Genomic DNA, 15,263 nt, shown 5'->3' with positions numbered 1-15,263 from the left:
TCTTTGAGACGTTTTTTAATAAAGTGAAACTCCTAATTATTCTCCAAGTACCTTCTCAATCTCAATCTCTAAATCTACCGGCTTCGTCTGTGGCGCAAAACGCCCTACTACTTTCCCGTCTTTTCCAATTAAAAACTTCGTAAAATTCCATTTCACTGCTTTCATACCGAGTAAACCTGGTGCTTGTTCTGTCATGTATGTATATAAAGGATGAGCCTTATCACCTTTCACATCAACCTTTGCAAACATTGGGAAGTTTACACCGTAGTTTAATTCACAAAAACTAGTAATATCCGCTTCTGTACCTGGTTCTTGTCCTCCAAATTGGTTACAAGGGAATCCGAGTATTTCAAGTCCTTGGTCTTTATATTTATCATACACCTCTTGTAATCCTTTATATTGCGGTGTGAAACCACATTTACTAGCTACATTTACAATAAGAAGTGCTTTTCCTTCGTAATCTTTTAACGATTTTTCTTCACCGGTAATTGTTTTAGCTGAAAAATCATAAACTGTCATTGTCTTTGCCCCTCTCTTCACTATCATTCTATGTTTATACTATACTACATTCGTGAATATACATCTCTTATTACGTACTTATAAGATATAATGATAACGCTTTATTTCCGTTCAAAATTCGACACATACTACTAGACTTTTATGATGGAAAGTTTTACAATTGAAATGTGAACAAAATGTGACAGTTTATATTCCATTATAAAAGAAAAGGATGGTGTCCATTATGAAAACTGCACAACATGAAACGATTTCAAATCGCGAGTTTTATTTCGTACTATATATGATGTTATTGTATGTTACTGGCTGGGTAATCGATGTAAATGGTTTATTCTTAAGCTCCTACTTTAATTTAGCAGGAGAAATTATGCTTCCATTAGTAGGCGGGATTGTTGGACTGTTCATTATGTCTATTAATAAACAACAAACGAAATAATAATATTACAAAAAGGCAGAAGACGAGCTTCGTTTTCTGCCTTTTTTCTATTTTAGCGTATAATAGAAACATGCAGTATATAAGGAGTGGTAAATATGAAAAAAGTAGAGCAATTATCTTCTCACCTATATCTGATTGATGATTTCGATTTACAACATAATGAACGAACTGGTACGTACGTTTTATTAGGTGACGATATTACTTTAATTGAAACTTGTGCAGCCCCTTCTCTTCCGTATATTTTAGAAGGCTTACAACAATTACATATTGATTTAAACGCAGTTAAAAACATTATCGTTACACACGTTCATTTAGATCACGCAGGGGCTGCTGGTTTAATGATGGAAAAGTGCCCAAATGCTACTTTATATGTGCATTCTCGTGGTGCTCGTCATATGATTGATCCAACAAAACTTATTTTAGGTGCAAAAGCTGTCTACAAAGAAGATTTCGATAAACTCTTTGACCCAATTCTTCCAATTGAAGAAGAACGTGTTCATATTGTACAACATGGTGATACGTTAAAAATTGCAAAAGACCGCACCCTTACATTTTATGATACACCAGGACATGCGAAGCACCATATTAGCATTCACGATTCATTAACAAACGGGATTTTTACTGGCGATACAATTGGAATTTATTATAGAGAACTCGCAGACGTTGATGTAGAGTTATATCTACCATCAACGTCCCCTTCACAATTCCAACCAGATGCGATGATTGCTTCTAAAAATCACATTCAAAGCATGAATGTAGATATTATTTATTTCGGTCATTACGGCGCATCCTCTCATGTTACAGAAGTATACAATCAATTGGAACATTGGCTACCTATTTTCGTTCAGACTGGTAAGGAAGTCTTTGACAAGTATAATGATTTCGATGAAGCGACTAAAGCTTTACAAACTTTGTTAATGGATAAAATCTCTTCTCATCTTACAAAGTTAAACGTTCCATCAGATCATTCCGTTTATAATATTTTACATTTAGATATAGAAATTAGCGCAATGGGCATTATTGATTATTTCACGAAGCAAGAAAAAGCAAACTCCACTATTAACTAACAGTAAAAGAAGAGATATACAACAGTAGTTATTGTATATCTCTTCTTTTTTTGAATATATTTTGAGTAAAGGATGGTGGAATATAATGCAAAAATTGATGCTATACCTCTGCTTTACATTATTTATCGTCTTATTATTATTTGTAGGAGTAAAAATTCAATTTTATTTAGATACAGACACGCAAGTGAACTTTAACGTTTATCCAAGATTATTCTACTTTACACTCTTCCCTCTTATAGTTGGCATTTTATTACGATTCCTTCAATCTATTAATCGCGAAACAAGTAAACAAAACTGGAGCTTTCAACCGGATAAATTTATTGCTATTACAGTGCCTACACTATTCATTTCCTTTTCCCCAGCACTACTCTTTTCACCACTTGCAGAATACCTACCTTATTTAGTTAATATTATTCTAATAAATACAACTTTTGTTACTATAATTAGTTTAATAGCTGGTTATTCACTTTTAGATTGTTTTATACAAAAAGATACTGCAAATATGAAAAAATATAATTGAACACTCTTTTTTTGTTTTAATAAAAAAGCTCAAAGCTAAAGCATTGAGCTTTTTACTTATCTCACCTTTTCATCTACATACTCCATAAACTGCTCCGCTTGAATAAATCTTTCTTTGTACGCCTCAGGTACTTCTTCTACTTTCATCCCACCAGTTGATTTTGTCTTCACTTGTACGATTTCATATGTCATTAAAGCTTCCACATAACGGTCAAACTCTTTTTGTGTTAATACTTCTTTACTAGACTTATGACCATTTAATTTATCAAAGTATGGCTGAAGACCCATACTTACCTTTTTCATTTCTTCTCTTTTTGCTGGTGATAATTGATCATAATCAATATTACCGTTCGAATCTCCGTACGTAAGTTTTGCATTTGTTAATTTTTTTAGTTCTTTTGTAAACTCTTCATATTCCTTCGTACCCATTTCATCTTTCGCCTCTGATAATTTTGCACTAAAACGCATATACGCCTCTAATGTCATCGTTCCGGCATGTTTTTTTAAATTCTCGAAAGATCCGTATATACCATCCGCCATAATAGATTGATACGCAAAACCAGTCGTCGGGATTAAAAATGCTGCCGCAAGCACTCCTGCAATAAGACGCTTCTTCCTTTTGTTCCCTCCGCGATTCATTTTAATCTGAACAATTACTTTTTCTTTTAACTCCGGCGGGGCAACAATTCCCTTCGATTCTTCTTGTATAGATTCTCTAACTCTACAATCTAAACTCATTTCACATTCCCTACCTCTCCTAAAAAGATTTCTTCTACTTGCTCTTTTTGACGTAGTTTCTTTAATGCTGCGTGAATTCTAGATTTCACAGTACCAATTGGAATATGTAATATTTGTGCTACTTCTTCTTGTGAATAATCGTGTAAGTATCTTAAGATAATAACTTGTTTCAATTTATACGGTAATTTATGAATGAGTTCAATTAGTTTTTGGTTTGATATTTTACTTACAACATCGTTAGAAAAATCAATTTGCACTGACTTTCTTTGCTCTTCTGCTTTTTTTATAATTCGTAGTCGCATCCACCTCTTTCTTCTATAAGAGTGAATTTGTTTAATCGCAAGTCCAATTAGCCAAGGACGAAATGGCTTCTCGCTATCATACTTACGAAGCGATTCATATAGTTGTATGTATATTTCTTGAACGACATCATCTACATCCGTTTTATCCTCTATTAAAAAATGTGCTGTTTTATATACTTCTTGAATCGTTTTATCATACAACTTGCTATATGCTTCTTTATTTCCTGATAAAGTTAATTGGATTAAATGTGCGTAATCTATTTCACCCTTCATATTCCAGCCCTCCTTTGTCTTACACTATATATTGGCAGGTAATTCATATTTCGTTCGATTTTTTTAAAGTTTTTTTATATAAATTAATATTATGATTCATTGAGTTCATAAGCTTCACTTATAACCACACATAACTATTATATAATTTTCCAATTTCTGATAAAGATTTAAAATAATTTATATAGTCAAATTTAGGAGGATATATGATGAAAGCTATCGTTGTAACGTCGTTCGGTGGTCCTGAAGTGATGAAATATACAGATTTGGATATACCGGCTATTTCAGAAGATCAAGTTTTAATTCGCGTTGTTGCTACTAGTGTAAATTTCGCTGATATTAAATCACGTTATGGTAAAAAAGGAAATAAAGCACTACCTTTTATTCCAGGTATAGATGCCACTGGTATTGTAGAACGTGTCGGTTCTCATGTGAAAAATATTCACCCTGGACAACGTGTCATTGCTTTTCCTCAAAATGGATCTTACGCAGAATACGTTGTTGCAAATGAAAATCTTACTTTCGTATTACCCCATGAAGTTGACTTTCAAACTGCAGCCGCTTGTCCAATCGTATCTTTTACAAGCTATAATTTACTCGCAAATGTTGCAAGGCTTCAACAAGGTGAATCTGTACTCATTCATGCGGCTGCTGGCGGAATTGGCACTACTGCTATTCAACTTGCTAAACTATTAGAGGCTGGAACAGTTATAGGCACTGTCGGAAGTGAAGCAAAAAAAGAAATTGCTTTAGATGCTGGAGCTGATTATGTTATTTGTCATCAAGATGAAGATTTTGTAGAGAAAGTCAATGAACTGACAAATGGTGAAGGGGTTGATGTAATTTTAGACTCTATTTCTGGAACGGTTTCTGAAAGAAGTTTAAACTGCCTTGCTTATTACGGTCGCCTCGTTCATTTCGGTAATGCTAGCGGTGAAATTGGTAACTTTCAAACGAAAGATTTACATGCAAGTTGCCGCTCTATACTCGGTTTTAGCTTTGGAAACACACGAAAAAAGCGTCCTGAACTGCTCCAAGAAACTGCAAATGAAGTTTTCCGTTATTTGCGTGACGGACGTTTACAAATTAAGGCTACGAAATCTTTTCCACTTCAAAATGCAGGGAAAGCACATGAATGGGTCGAAAGTAGAAAAAGTACAGGGAAAGTAATACTAACTGTTTAGTCCTCTTCCTGAAATGAATACTGGAAACAGAGGTGGCATTCATGGGATCACGAATTATGCATGTTATTATCGCTAGTGGTATTGCTGAGAAACTATCAATTCACGATAAGACTTCTTTCTTACTTGGAGCTGTAGCCCCTGATGCTGTTCATTCAAAAAAAGAAAAAGGAACCTCACATTTTTATGCCGGTACAACGAAGAACTATACGAGAAGAATAGATTATGATTCATTTTTTCATAAATATGAATCACATATAGATTCCCCATTTATTTTAGGCTATTATACCCACCTCATTGCCGATGATAATTGGCTAAGTGGATTTTTTCTACCTTGGCTAAAAAATAGAATAGAGAATGACGAAACTATCGCACCCCTGTACTATAACGATTTTAAATTGTTAAATGCAAAGTTGCTTCATCATTACGATCAAGAACAACAGCTTTTCTCTCTTCTCAATCAAGAGGCTCACATTGTGGATATTGAAGAGGTTTCTAAAGAAAACGTTTTAGCTTTTCGAAAGTATCTTTTTGAAGATATGTTGTATCCAAAGCAACATTTGCATGAAGACTTACAAGTATTTACGTTTGACCAAATCGTTGGCTATATTGAGACAGCTATTGAAAAAGGAGTATTTTTTATTAAACAACTCTCTAATGAAAAATCCACTTCAAAAATTTAATCCCCCTCAAATATATTTGAGGGGGATTTTCACATAGCAATATTATTATTGGTTCTTCTCCATAACCGCAAAATAATTCCCTTCGCTATCAGCAAAGTTAAACACTTTACCAGAAGGCATGGTTACCATTTCTCCAACAGTAACATTTTTATTTGTTAAATCTGTATATAGTTGATCAAGATTTTCTGAGAAGAACATTAGGGACGGTGTACCAAGATTCAATTCTGGGCTCATTTTCGAAATAACTTCTTTATTATGTAATATAATGCTCGTTTCCGCACCGCTTTTCGGAGCGATTTCAATCCATCTCATTCCTTGCTTATTATCTTCCTCTGCAACTACATGAAACCCTACCTTCTCCGTCCAAAAATTTACTGCCTCATCTTGATTATTTACATATAACATAATTTGTCCTACTTTATGGATCATTACATTTCCCCCTAATGGTTTTTATATTCTATGTAGCTTTCTACAAATACTATCGTTATTCCTTTTGAGTTGGTATGTACTTCTTTGCAAAATTTATCGACTGACTCATCCCATCCAGTTCATCAAAATAATCATTTCTTTCAATCATGTTATATCCATCGAATCCAATTTCATCTAATACTTTGAAAAATATATCGAAATCCACTTCACCATTTCCTGCTGCGACTTCTATATACTTAGTTGAACGATCACTTTTCACTTCTTTACAATCTTTAATATGAGTTTGTACTATATAATCTTTTAATAGTAATAAACCTTCTCCCGGATTTTCATTTACATCACTTATTAAATTTGCTGGGTCAAAGTTAACAGCTAGTCCTTTCGAGTTTGCAGTTTCTAAAAATCGTTTTAATACTATTGCTTTTTCAGATCCCGTCTCAATGGCGAAGAATCCTCCAAATCTGAACGCTAAGTTCCCTATTTCATTACAAACACGTAGCATTTTATCATAGTAGGCACTTTTTTTATCATCTGGAACTTTCCCAATATGAGCTGTTATGATCTTTGCCCCAAGCTCCAAACCTCTGTCAGTAATATATTTAAACTGATCTATTGCACTCTCAGCTTCTATTCCCATAATTCCATTTTCTCCAAAACTAATTGCTAATGATGGAATCTTTATTCCATTAAAAGATACGCTTTTCTTTAAAGCATTCCACTCTGCCATTGGAATATTAGCTAAGTTAAAGTTTTTATTCATAGCATATAATTGAATATATTCTAACCCCCATTCTCTCGCCTTTTTTATTCCTTCGTTTACTTCAATATATTTTGTATTCAAAAACATTCCTAATTTCCTATCCATATATGTACCTTCTTTTTATTATTTCGCATCATTTTAATATTCGACTTTTTTATATTATTTCCTCGTATAAACCAAATAAATAAACTACCCTTTTTTCGATACTCCCAGTAGAAGCATATATATGATAGGCACATTAAAAACACTAATACAATTCCCATTATCACTTGTTTACAAACAAAAAAGACGTAACTACAAATAGTTACGCCTTCTCCATCATTTATCTAGGCTTTTTCTTCCCAGTAAATGCTGGTTTCTTTTTCTTTGGTGCTTTCGGTTTCGTTTCTACAAATGATCCTTTGAACATTTCTTGCTTCGTAAATACGATGCCTAGTTTTTTCGCAAATTGCAGTAATTTGCGCTCTTCTTGTGGTGTTACAAGAGATACGACAGTTCCTTCTTTGCCCATACGTCCAGTACGTCCTGAGCGGTGAATATATTGGTCTACTGTGTCTGGTAATTCTAGGTGAATTACGTGTGTTAAATCGTCAATATCGATACCGCGCGCTGCAATATCAGTAGCAAGTAGAATTTCTAATTTCCCTCCGCGGAAAGCACGCATTGTCGCTTCACGCTCTTGTTTACTTGCTTCTGCATGAAGAGCCGCTGCTTTCATTTTACGGAATTTCAATTTCTCAGTAATTTCATCTAAACGGAATGGGTCGTTTAAGAAAGCAACTGCTTTTACATCGCCCATATGCATAATTCTTCTTACGTAATCATTTTTTTCGCGTCGCTCACAAATGATATACGTATGCTCAACTAAGCTTTTTGATTCTGCACGTGTTACACGTACTAATTGTGGTTCCACTGCTAAATCACGTGCCGCATCTTCTGCCGCTTTTGTCATTGTCGCCGAGAAGAATACTAATTGACGATCGCGCATCGTTGATTTAATTACATCTTGCACTGCGCCCATCATTTTTTGCTTTACAATTTGATCAAACTCATCAAATACAATTGTTTTTACTTCATGCATTTTTAGCTTTTTCATACGAATTAATTCTAAAATACGGCCTGGTGAACCGACAATTACTCTTGGGTGTTTCTTTAATTTTTCAACTTGGCGCTTAATATCTGCACCACCAATTAAAGATGCACCTGAAATTTCAGTTCCTGCTGTAAACTTTTGAACCTCTTCATGAATTTGCATTACAAGTTCACGTGTTGGCGCTAAAACAACAACTTGTGGCTGTTTTACTTCAGGATTAATTTTATGTAAAAGTGGTAATAAGTACGCTAATGTTTTTCCTGTTCCAGTTGGAGATTCAGCTATAACGTCTTGTCCTTCTAAAATAGTTGGAATCGCTTGTTTTTGAATTTCAGTTAACTCTTTAAAACCAGCCTTCTCCCAAGCTTGTTGTAAAAATGGTTGCATATCTTTTATCATTTGTTTTTCTCCTTTATCTCTATTTTTGAAGAAAATGCTGTATTGTTCGCACCGTTTCTATCATGTGTGAAATAACAGCTATTAAATCATCAACATGGTCTTCTGTAATCGCTTTTTGAAATAGAACCTCTACCTTATTATGATATGAAATCGCTTGCTTATTATATTCGTATGAAACTTTCTGCATAATCATTCTTTCTTTTCCCCATATAGAACGCATTAATGTTTCAATTTCTTCGCATTTTACTTCTGGTTGCTCTAACGGGAATGAAAATGCTAGCTTCATTTCACAACCTGGTGTAAACTGAGGCACTTCTAGTATTTCACCAGACAAGTTCTTTGCATCCACAGATAATGAAAATGTTGCTTCTACTAATGGTTCAAACGGTTCTGTTAATTGAAATGAGATATGATATATACGACTTAATGAAGCAAGATCCATCATATCTTTTCGATCTGTTACAAGAATATCTCCATGTAGATCAAAATCATACACAGCACCTTCTACGATTACTTTTAAATTGTCAAAAGCAGTTGGATCAAACATAATTTCCTCCAAAAAACAGGCGCCTTTCGATGGAAAGGCGCCACTTGATGTATATATAGTTTACAGATAAACGAGATGAATTACAACCTTTTAGAATAAACCTACTGCTTTTCCATCTTCATTTACATCCATTTGAAGTGCTGCTGGTTGTTTTGGAAGACCTGGCATTGTTAACATTGTACCTGTTAACGCAACGATAAAGCCTGCACCGATAGATGGTTTTAGCTCACGAATTGTAACGATAAAGTCAGATGGACGACCTAATTTTGTTGCATCGTCAGAAAGAGAGTATTGTGTTTTCGCCATACAAACTGGTAGGTTACTCCAACCTTCTCCTTCATATTGAGCTAATTGCTTACGTGCTTTCGGAGCAAATTCAATATCTTTTGCGCCATATACTTTTTGAGCAATTGTACGAATTTTTTCTTCTAAGGGTAATTCTAATTCATAAAGTGGTGCGTAGTTGTTTTCACCTTTTTCGATTTCTTTTAGTACTTTTTCAGCAAGGTCAACTCCGCCTTGGCCACCCTTCTCCCAAACTTCTGTTAAGGATACTGCATAGCCACGCTCATTACACCACTCTTGTAAGTATGTAACTTCTGCATCTGTATCTGTAATGAATTTATTAATTGCAATTACGAAAGGCACACCGAAGCTTTGAATTGTTTCAACATGCTTCTGTAAGTTTTCCATACCTTTTGCTAATGCATCTACATTTTCTTCTTTTAATTGATCTTTTGCAACGCCGCCATGCATTTTAAGCGCACGAATCGTCGCAACAATAACAACTGCTTCTGGTTTAATGCCAGCTGCACGAGCTTTAATATCTAAAAACTTCTCAGCGCCTAAATCAGCACCAAATCCAGCTTCTGTAATAACATAATCACCTAATTTTGCTGCCATTGTTGTAGCGATAACACTGTTACAACCGTGAGCGATATTCGCAAATGGTCCGCCGTGAATGATAGCTGGTGTATTTTCTAACGTTTGTACTAAGTTTGGTTTTAATGCATCTTTTAATAATAATGTTAACGCACCTTCTACACCTAAATCTTTAACCGTTACAGGTTGATTTGCAAAGTTATAAGCAACTACGATGCGTGATAGACGCGCTTTTAAATCTTGAATATCTGTTGCAAGGCAGAATACCGCCATAATTTCAGATGCTACTGTAATGTCAAAACCGTCTTCACGTGGTACACCTTGTACAGGTCCACCAAGACCAATTACTACGTTACGAAGGGCACGATCATTTAAGTCAACGCAGCGTTTCCAAACGATTTTACGCGTATCAATTCCAAGTGTGTTTCCTTGTTGGATATGATTATCAATAAACGCTGCTAATGCGTTATTGGCAGTTGTGATCGCATGGATATCTCCAGTAAAGTGAAGGTTAATGTCTTCCATTGGTACGACTTGTGAAAAACCGCCACCCGCTGCTCCACCTTTTAATCCCATCGTCGGTCCAAGAGATGGTTCACGAAGTGCAATTACTGTTTTCTTACCAATTTTGTTAAAAGCTTGACCTAAACCAACTGTTACTGTTGATTTACCTTCTCCAGCTGGAGTTGGGTTAATTGCTGTTACTAAAACAACTTTACCGTCTTTCCCATCTTGTAAGCGCTTAAAAATATCAAGAGATAACTTACCTTTATAATGCCCGTATGGCTCTAATTCATCTTCTAAAATATTTAAATCAGCTGCAATTTCTTGAATCTTCTTCATACTCGCTTCTTGTGCGATTTCAATATCGGATTTCACTGTTGTAGTAGTTGTCATATACCCTAGTCCCCCTTTAATTGGTTCTGATGATATTGTATCAGTTTTTTGTATTTTCTGCACTTATTTACCTCCTAAAAATTCTTTCATTTCTTTATACGTTTTTTAACATAAATACCCATAAGAATGTTAACGATTGTTGTAACTCTGTAGGTAGTTGACCTAACATCTTCTCATTTACTCCGCGCTTATATACGCCGATGCCATCTACAACTTTAAAACCTTGTTCTTTCGCTAACTGTTCAAATTCCCAAGGCATCATCGTATTACAAACAACGTCTTTTCCGTACAAGCGAGGATAACTATTCTCTCGTGGCTTTGCTGTCGGTCCTAAAATTGCAATACATGCATATCCATCTTTCTTTAACACACGCTTTATTTCATTTAACGCTCGTAATGGCTCTTCCGTCCATTCTAAAGAATTAATTGCCATAATTGATTCAAATTGCTCATTTTCAAATGGTAATGCAGAAAGATCTCCTTTTATAAAAGATAAATTCGGTCCTTCTCCGCGTTCCTTACCTTTTTGAATCATCACTTCCGATAAATCTACTCCCACTGCTTTATAGCCTGCGCGACTTAATTTATATGTACCGTAGCCATCACCACAACCAACATCGAGCACTTGTGCTTCTTTCTTCACGTATTGTTCAAAAAACGGAATAATTGTACTTCTGCTACCACTGTCCCACATTTCCTGACTATTTTGATTCCAAAACTCTGCGCTACTATCCCATTTCTTCTCCGCTGACTCGTGCCAATTAAATTTCGTCATACATTCCCCTACCTTCACGTATTATCATTCATTTCATTCTACATCATTTTCCAAAATTCCTGTTTTATCCCGCTTGCAGTAAGACACCTTCCTCAAAATTCAATGGATGCGGATCAGTTAATGGGAGAGAACTGCTCATAAAAATCCAATTGTTGCTGGCTGATAATCAGTCCTAGTGGAAAAAATCCCACACTTTATCTTCAATAGGAGATGGATATGTTAACGATGGAATGCGTATTCTCCAATTTTTGCTTTACTTGGGTTTAACTCATACTCATGCTCTTCTCATTTTGAAAGATACTATAGATACACCCAATTGAAAGAGAGGGATGTACATGCGAAGAAAGAGAAATCATCATTTTAAAAGTGGTGAAAAAAACGAAGAGTATGCTGCTGAAATATCACCAGCTGGCATTCCAATTAGACATAAGCGTAAAGAAATTGCAAATGAGATAGAAGGTACAAATACCGGCACAATGGTAGGCTATGTCGCTTTATTTCTTTCGTTATTCTCCATTGCTTTTTATCCAGTTACGCTCGGCTCCCTAGCAATTTTAGTTGGCCTATTAGCTGTCAATTTCGGAGCAAGAACACTTGGATATACAGCAATTGGTTTTGGTAGTTTTTCTGTTTTATTTACTTTACTTTATCCGCTTGCTTTGTCAGCGTTTTAAAAAAACACACCAAGTTATACTTGGTGTGTTCATTCATGATACAACATAATATGACCGCATCCACAACAATGTTTCGCTGTAATTTCTTGAAACACTGGATAATTTTCTTCATCTCGATGCTCAATAAATACTTTTTCAAATCGATACATGTTTGGTGCATATGCCCAATCTTGTTTCGTACGTGCATATAACGTTGAGGAAAAAAACTCCTCACCACCGCAAACGATACATGTGTTCTTCATCGCTATCCCTCCTATGCTTGTCTTACTTCATCTATATGAACATAAGCATAAAAAAAAGACCTTCTATTACTAGAAAGTCTTCTCTGAAACAAAAAGAAATGTACCAAACATTCCTACTCCGCTATATTCTTTTGAAACACCAGCTTCTGTTTTAAATGTTTGCTTTACAGTCATAAAGAATACACCATTTCGTGCATCTGTACTTTCAAATTGTAGTTTTTCTTTTTTACCATCTACATTTTGCGTGCATTCAAAACTACTCTCATTACAATTCAACGCATACTTATCCTCTACATACACTTTAAAATCTGATTCTTTCGGACAAGTTATAAGTAATATTGCCACGAGAATAATACTTATAATACCCACAATTGTATAATATTTCTTCATTTGTACTCCTTTCAAATGACAAGAAAACTTGACTTCATACGCCAAGTTTTCTTAGTCAACAACCCATTGCCACTCTTGTTCTTTCTTATCAAAAATGAGCCAACCTGTTTCTGTTGCTTCCTCTTTCAATTCATCGATATTATCTAACACCTCATCCGTACTTTCATACGAACCAACTACATATACCGGAATTTCAAGACCTCTTCTTGACTCAATCTTCCCTGCTAGATCTATGTAAAGACCATCTTCCATTAGTGGAATCAGTCCCATGATCAATTCTTTTGAAATTGCTGGGAAAATTTTTGATTTTTGGAAGAAAGAAAAACGTTTCTTACCGAAAGCACCGAGTTTATACGGAATGACTTTACTTAACATTCCTACAAAATCAACAATTCTACGATAATACACTTTGTTGTACCATCCGTCATCATGTGAAAAATAAACAAATCGATTTTTCAACAGCGGAAAGAATGTTCTTGCAAGTGGTTCTTTTTTGTGAGCCAAATATAATAATTCTGCAATTTCTTTCGGCTCTAATTCATCTAAATCGCTTGCATCATCAAAATCTACCCAACAAAATTCATCAAATTCATCAATCTCTGCTTGAATTAACTTATGTATATTTTCTTCCTCAACATATTCAAATAAAGTATGATAATGAAAATCCGTCCATTCAAAGTTGTGCTTCAAAAGCAACACTTGATGAAGCGGTGAAGGGATGTTACTCGCAAACTCTTTAAACGTAATTCCTGATGTAATAAAACAATGACCTCGACGATTACCATTAATATATATCATATTCTTTACTTGGTCAGATCCTCCAGACAAAGCACCTAGCCACCTTCGTTTTATATGTTTCAATTCTATAGCATATTTTAACATGAAAAATTTTAGAAACATAGAAAAAACTTCAAAAACTATTTACAATTTCATGTGTTTTATTACATAGTGATTACAAGAAAAAACGCCTGCTCATAAGCAGGCGTTTTTAAAGGATTTCATCTGGGTTTTGAGGATGATGATTTCCCTCTTTCTTTTCTTCTTTTTGGAACATCGATTGAATTTTATCAATTGTTTGTGGAGCTAATTCAATCATTTTTTCTGCTAAATGTGTCGCATTTTGTAGATGAAGAATATTTACTCCATCTTTATTCACCACAAGAAATGCTACTGGTGTAATCGAAACACCACCCGCGCTACCGCCACCAAATGCAGCGTTACCGTTCGCTCTTTGTCCATCATTCGTTTGGAAATCAGAACCTCCTGCTCCAAAACCGAACGCTACTTTAGAAACCGTTAACACCACACCACCGTCAGCCGTTTGAACAGGCTCTCCAACAATCGTATTTACATCAACCATTTCTTTTAAATTTTCCATTGCTGCTTTCATTAACCCTTGAATTGGATGATCCACCGTTCATAACCTCCTTTGTCATATCTTTCCTAGTTTTTCCGAAAGTTTGTGAACTAAACATAAAATTTAATATTGATTTCAAAAAACTTAAGTTGTAATATTTAGAAAAATAAAAAAGAGGTCGATTCGTTATGATGCGAAAATTAACAAAGAAAGATCATGAACAAGTATTCGCTTACCTAAAAGAAGAAACAGCCCTTAACTTGTTTATTATTGGAGATATTGAAGCTTTCGGTTATAACACAGATTTTCAAGAACTATGGGGAGTATTTAAAGAGAATGGAACATTAAAATCAATTTTACTCCGATTCCACGATTCATTTATACCATATAGTAAAGAAGACTTTGTTACCACTGATTATGAGGCACTTCTTTCCGCATATAAGCCACTTAAACTCTCTGGTAAGTCAACCATTGTAGAAAAGTTTGAAACTGCTCCAAGTCTACAATTAGGCGTCAAAAATGAAATGTATTTTTGTGAATGTCTAAATGACAACAACTTACCTGACACGCCTATTCATGAAACGATTAAACTTGCGTCACTCGATGATATAGAACGAATTATGAAATTACGAAGTGACATTGCTGAATTTCCGACTACCAATGAATCAGAGAAAATATTAAGGCAGGCTATCGAAACGAATACAGGACGCACATACTATATTGAAAAAGACGGCGTGATCATCGCATCCGCCTCTACTTCCGCTGAAAATTCATTATCCGCTATGGTAGTTGGTGTATGTACACACCCGAATTATCGTGGAAATGGCTACGCTTCACTCATACTACAAAAAATGATTCAAGACTTTACGAAAGAAAGCCGAACACTTTGTTTATTTTATAACAATCCAGCTGCTGGACGAATTTATAAACGTCTAGGATTTAAAGACATTGGGATGTGGACGATGTATCGATAATAAGGGGTACTTTATAAGCAGAAATAGTTATAACTTAACAATAAAAGCAGATTATACACAATTTCATACTGTTATTATGAAGATAAAGAAGCTACTTGCGGAGCAATGACTCTAACTAAAACATGTTATGTA

Annotated in this window: 20 protein-coding genes; 7 read left to right on the top strand and 13 right to left on the bottom strand. The window is 34.9% G+C overall.

Translation table 11 applies throughout. The features are described from left to right. Positions 1–36: 36 nt before the first annotated feature. Complete coding sequence (gene bsaA, locus NST27_RS10295) at positions 37–519, bottom strand: glutathione peroxidase (protein WP_000219433.1); 483 nt, start codon at positions 517–519, stop codon at positions 37–39. Positions 520–742: 223 nt separating this feature from the next. Between bsaA and NST27_RS10290 the strand changes: the two genes are divergently transcribed. The 3 genes from NST27_RS10290 (at position 743) to NST27_RS10280 (ending at position 2,539) form a co-directional block, all read left to right on the top strand. Then, complete coding sequence (locus tag NST27_RS10290) at positions 743–952, top strand: DUF3925 domain-containing protein (RefSeq protein WP_000844984.1); 210 nt, start codon at positions 743–745, stop codon at positions 950–952. Between the two features lie 95 nt (positions 953–1,047). Beyond that, a complete protein-coding gene (locus NST27_RS10285) occupies positions 1,048–2,019 on the top strand; it encodes an MBL fold metallo-hydrolase (RefSeq protein WP_061661841.1) in 972 nt (323 codons plus the stop codon). Positions 2,020–2,104: 85 nt separating this feature from the next. Then, positions 2,105–2,539 (top strand): hypothetical protein, encoded by a 435-nt coding sequence (locus NST27_RS10280; RefSeq protein ID WP_001170917.1) that lies wholly within the window; start codon positions 2,105–2,107, stop codon positions 2,537–2,539. A gap of 56 nt (positions 2,540–2,595) precedes the next feature. Here the strand turns inward: NST27_RS10280 and NST27_RS10275 are convergent, their stop codons facing one another. Together NST27_RS10275 and NST27_RS10270 are read right to left on the bottom strand one after the other, a co-directional pair. Then, entirely contained in the window at positions 2,596–3,276 is a 681-nt protein-coding gene (locus NST27_RS10275; RefSeq protein WP_000050697.1) for a DUF3600 domain-containing protein, read from the bottom strand. Further along, on the bottom strand, positions 3,273–3,851 hold the full coding sequence (locus NST27_RS10270) for a sigma-70 family RNA polymerase sigma factor (RefSeq protein WP_000675563.1): 579 nt from the start codon (positions 3,849–3,851) through the stop codon (positions 3,273–3,275). The genes NST27_RS10275 and NST27_RS10270 overlap by 4 nt, the downstream gene beginning before the upstream one ends. A 206-nt stretch (positions 3,852–4,057) precedes the next feature. On the opposite strand from NST27_RS10270, the gene NST27_RS10265 reads away from it, so the two are divergent. Then, positions 4,058–5,032 (top strand): quinone oxidoreductase family protein, encoded by a 975-nt coding sequence (locus tag NST27_RS10265; protein WP_000644631.1) that lies wholly within the window; start codon positions 4,058–4,060, stop codon positions 5,030–5,032. Positions 5,033–5,073: 41 nt separating this feature from the next. Next, a complete protein-coding gene (locus NST27_RS10260; protein ID WP_000535630.1) occupies positions 5,074–5,712 on the top strand; it encodes a zinc dependent phospholipase C family protein in 639 nt (212 codons plus the stop codon). Positions 5,713–5,757: 45 nt separating this feature from the next. Here NST27_RS10260 and NST27_RS10255 read toward each other — a convergent pair whose 3' ends face one another. The 6 genes from NST27_RS10255 to NST27_RS10230 form a co-directional block, all read right to left on the bottom strand. Further along, positions 5,758–6,141 (bottom strand): VOC family protein, encoded by a 384-nt coding sequence (locus tag NST27_RS10255; RefSeq protein WP_000581467.1) that lies wholly within the window; start codon positions 6,139–6,141, stop codon positions 5,758–5,760. A 55-nt stretch (positions 6,142–6,196) separates the two neighbouring features. Next, complete coding sequence (locus tag NST27_RS10250) at positions 6,197–7,006, bottom strand: sugar phosphate isomerase/epimerase family protein (RefSeq protein WP_000375212.1); 810 nt, start codon at positions 7,004–7,006, stop codon at positions 6,197–6,199. 217 nt (positions 7,007–7,223) lie between these two features. After that, positions 7,224–8,393, bottom strand: coding sequence for a DEAD/DEAH box helicase (locus NST27_RS10245; RefSeq protein WP_000588613.1), 1,170 nt, complete (start codon positions 8,391–8,393; stop codon positions 7,224–7,226). A 19-nt stretch (positions 8,394–8,412) separates the two neighbouring features. Then, a complete protein-coding gene (locus NST27_RS10240; RefSeq protein WP_000460219.1) occupies positions 8,413–8,940 on the bottom strand; it encodes a hypothetical protein in 528 nt (175 codons plus the stop codon). A 90-nt stretch (positions 8,941–9,030) separates the two neighbouring features. After that, complete coding sequence (locus NST27_RS10235) at positions 9,031–10,719, bottom strand: formate--tetrahydrofolate ligase (RefSeq protein WP_002194954.1); 1,689 nt, start codon at positions 10,717–10,719, stop codon at positions 9,031–9,033. A gap of 94 nt (positions 10,720–10,813) precedes the next feature. Beyond that, complete coding sequence (locus NST27_RS10230; protein WP_000160044.1) at positions 10,814–11,494, bottom strand: class I SAM-dependent methyltransferase; 681 nt, start codon at positions 11,492–11,494, stop codon at positions 10,814–10,816. A 335-nt stretch (positions 11,495–11,829) separates the two neighbouring features. On the opposite strand from NST27_RS10230, the gene NST27_RS10225 reads away from it, so the two are divergent. Continuing rightward, entirely contained in the window at positions 11,830–12,168 is a 339-nt protein-coding gene (locus NST27_RS10225) for a hypothetical protein (protein ID WP_001253202.1), read from the top strand. 29 nt (positions 12,169–12,197) lie between these two features. Here the strand turns inward: NST27_RS10225 and NST27_RS10220 are convergent, their stop codons facing one another. The 4 genes from NST27_RS10220 to ytfJ all read right to left on the bottom strand — a co-directional run bounded on the left by NST27_RS10220 (position 12,198) and on the right by ytfJ (position 14,214). After that, positions 12,198–12,410 carry a hypothetical protein gene (locus tag NST27_RS10220; RefSeq protein ID WP_000798747.1) on the bottom strand — a complete coding sequence of 71 codons (213 nt, stop codon included), beginning with the start codon at positions 12,408–12,410 and terminating at the stop codon, positions 12,198–12,200. 69 nt (positions 12,411–12,479) lie between these two features. After that, on the bottom strand, positions 12,480–12,800 hold the full coding sequence (locus tag NST27_RS10215) for a hypothetical protein (protein ID WP_000761171.1): 321 nt from the start codon (positions 12,798–12,800) through the stop codon (positions 12,480–12,482). Positions 12,801–12,851: 51 nt separating this feature from the next. Further along, positions 12,852–13,628, bottom strand: coding sequence for a hypothetical protein (locus tag NST27_RS10210; RefSeq protein WP_000014096.1), 777 nt, complete (start codon positions 13,626–13,628; stop codon positions 12,852–12,854). A 160-nt stretch (positions 13,629–13,788) separates the two neighbouring features. Next, positions 13,789–14,214 (bottom strand): GerW family sporulation protein, encoded by a 426-nt coding sequence (gene ytfJ / locus NST27_RS10205; protein WP_000349986.1) that lies wholly within the window; start codon positions 14,212–14,214, stop codon positions 13,789–13,791. A gap of 131 nt (positions 14,215–14,345) precedes the next feature. Between ytfJ and NST27_RS10200 the strand changes: the two genes are divergently transcribed. Next, entirely contained in the window at positions 14,346–15,131 is a 786-nt protein-coding gene (locus NST27_RS10200; protein WP_000984777.1) for a GNAT family N-acetyltransferase, read from the top strand. Positions 15,132–15,263: the final 132 nt, after the last annotated feature.

The organism is Bacillus sp. FSL W8-0770 (assembly GCF_038008705.1).
Classification (GTDB): Bacteria; Bacillota; Bacilli; order Bacillales; family Bacillaceae_G; genus Bacillus_A; species Bacillus_A cereus.
This window is presented reverse-complemented; position numbering and strand designations above follow the sequence as displayed.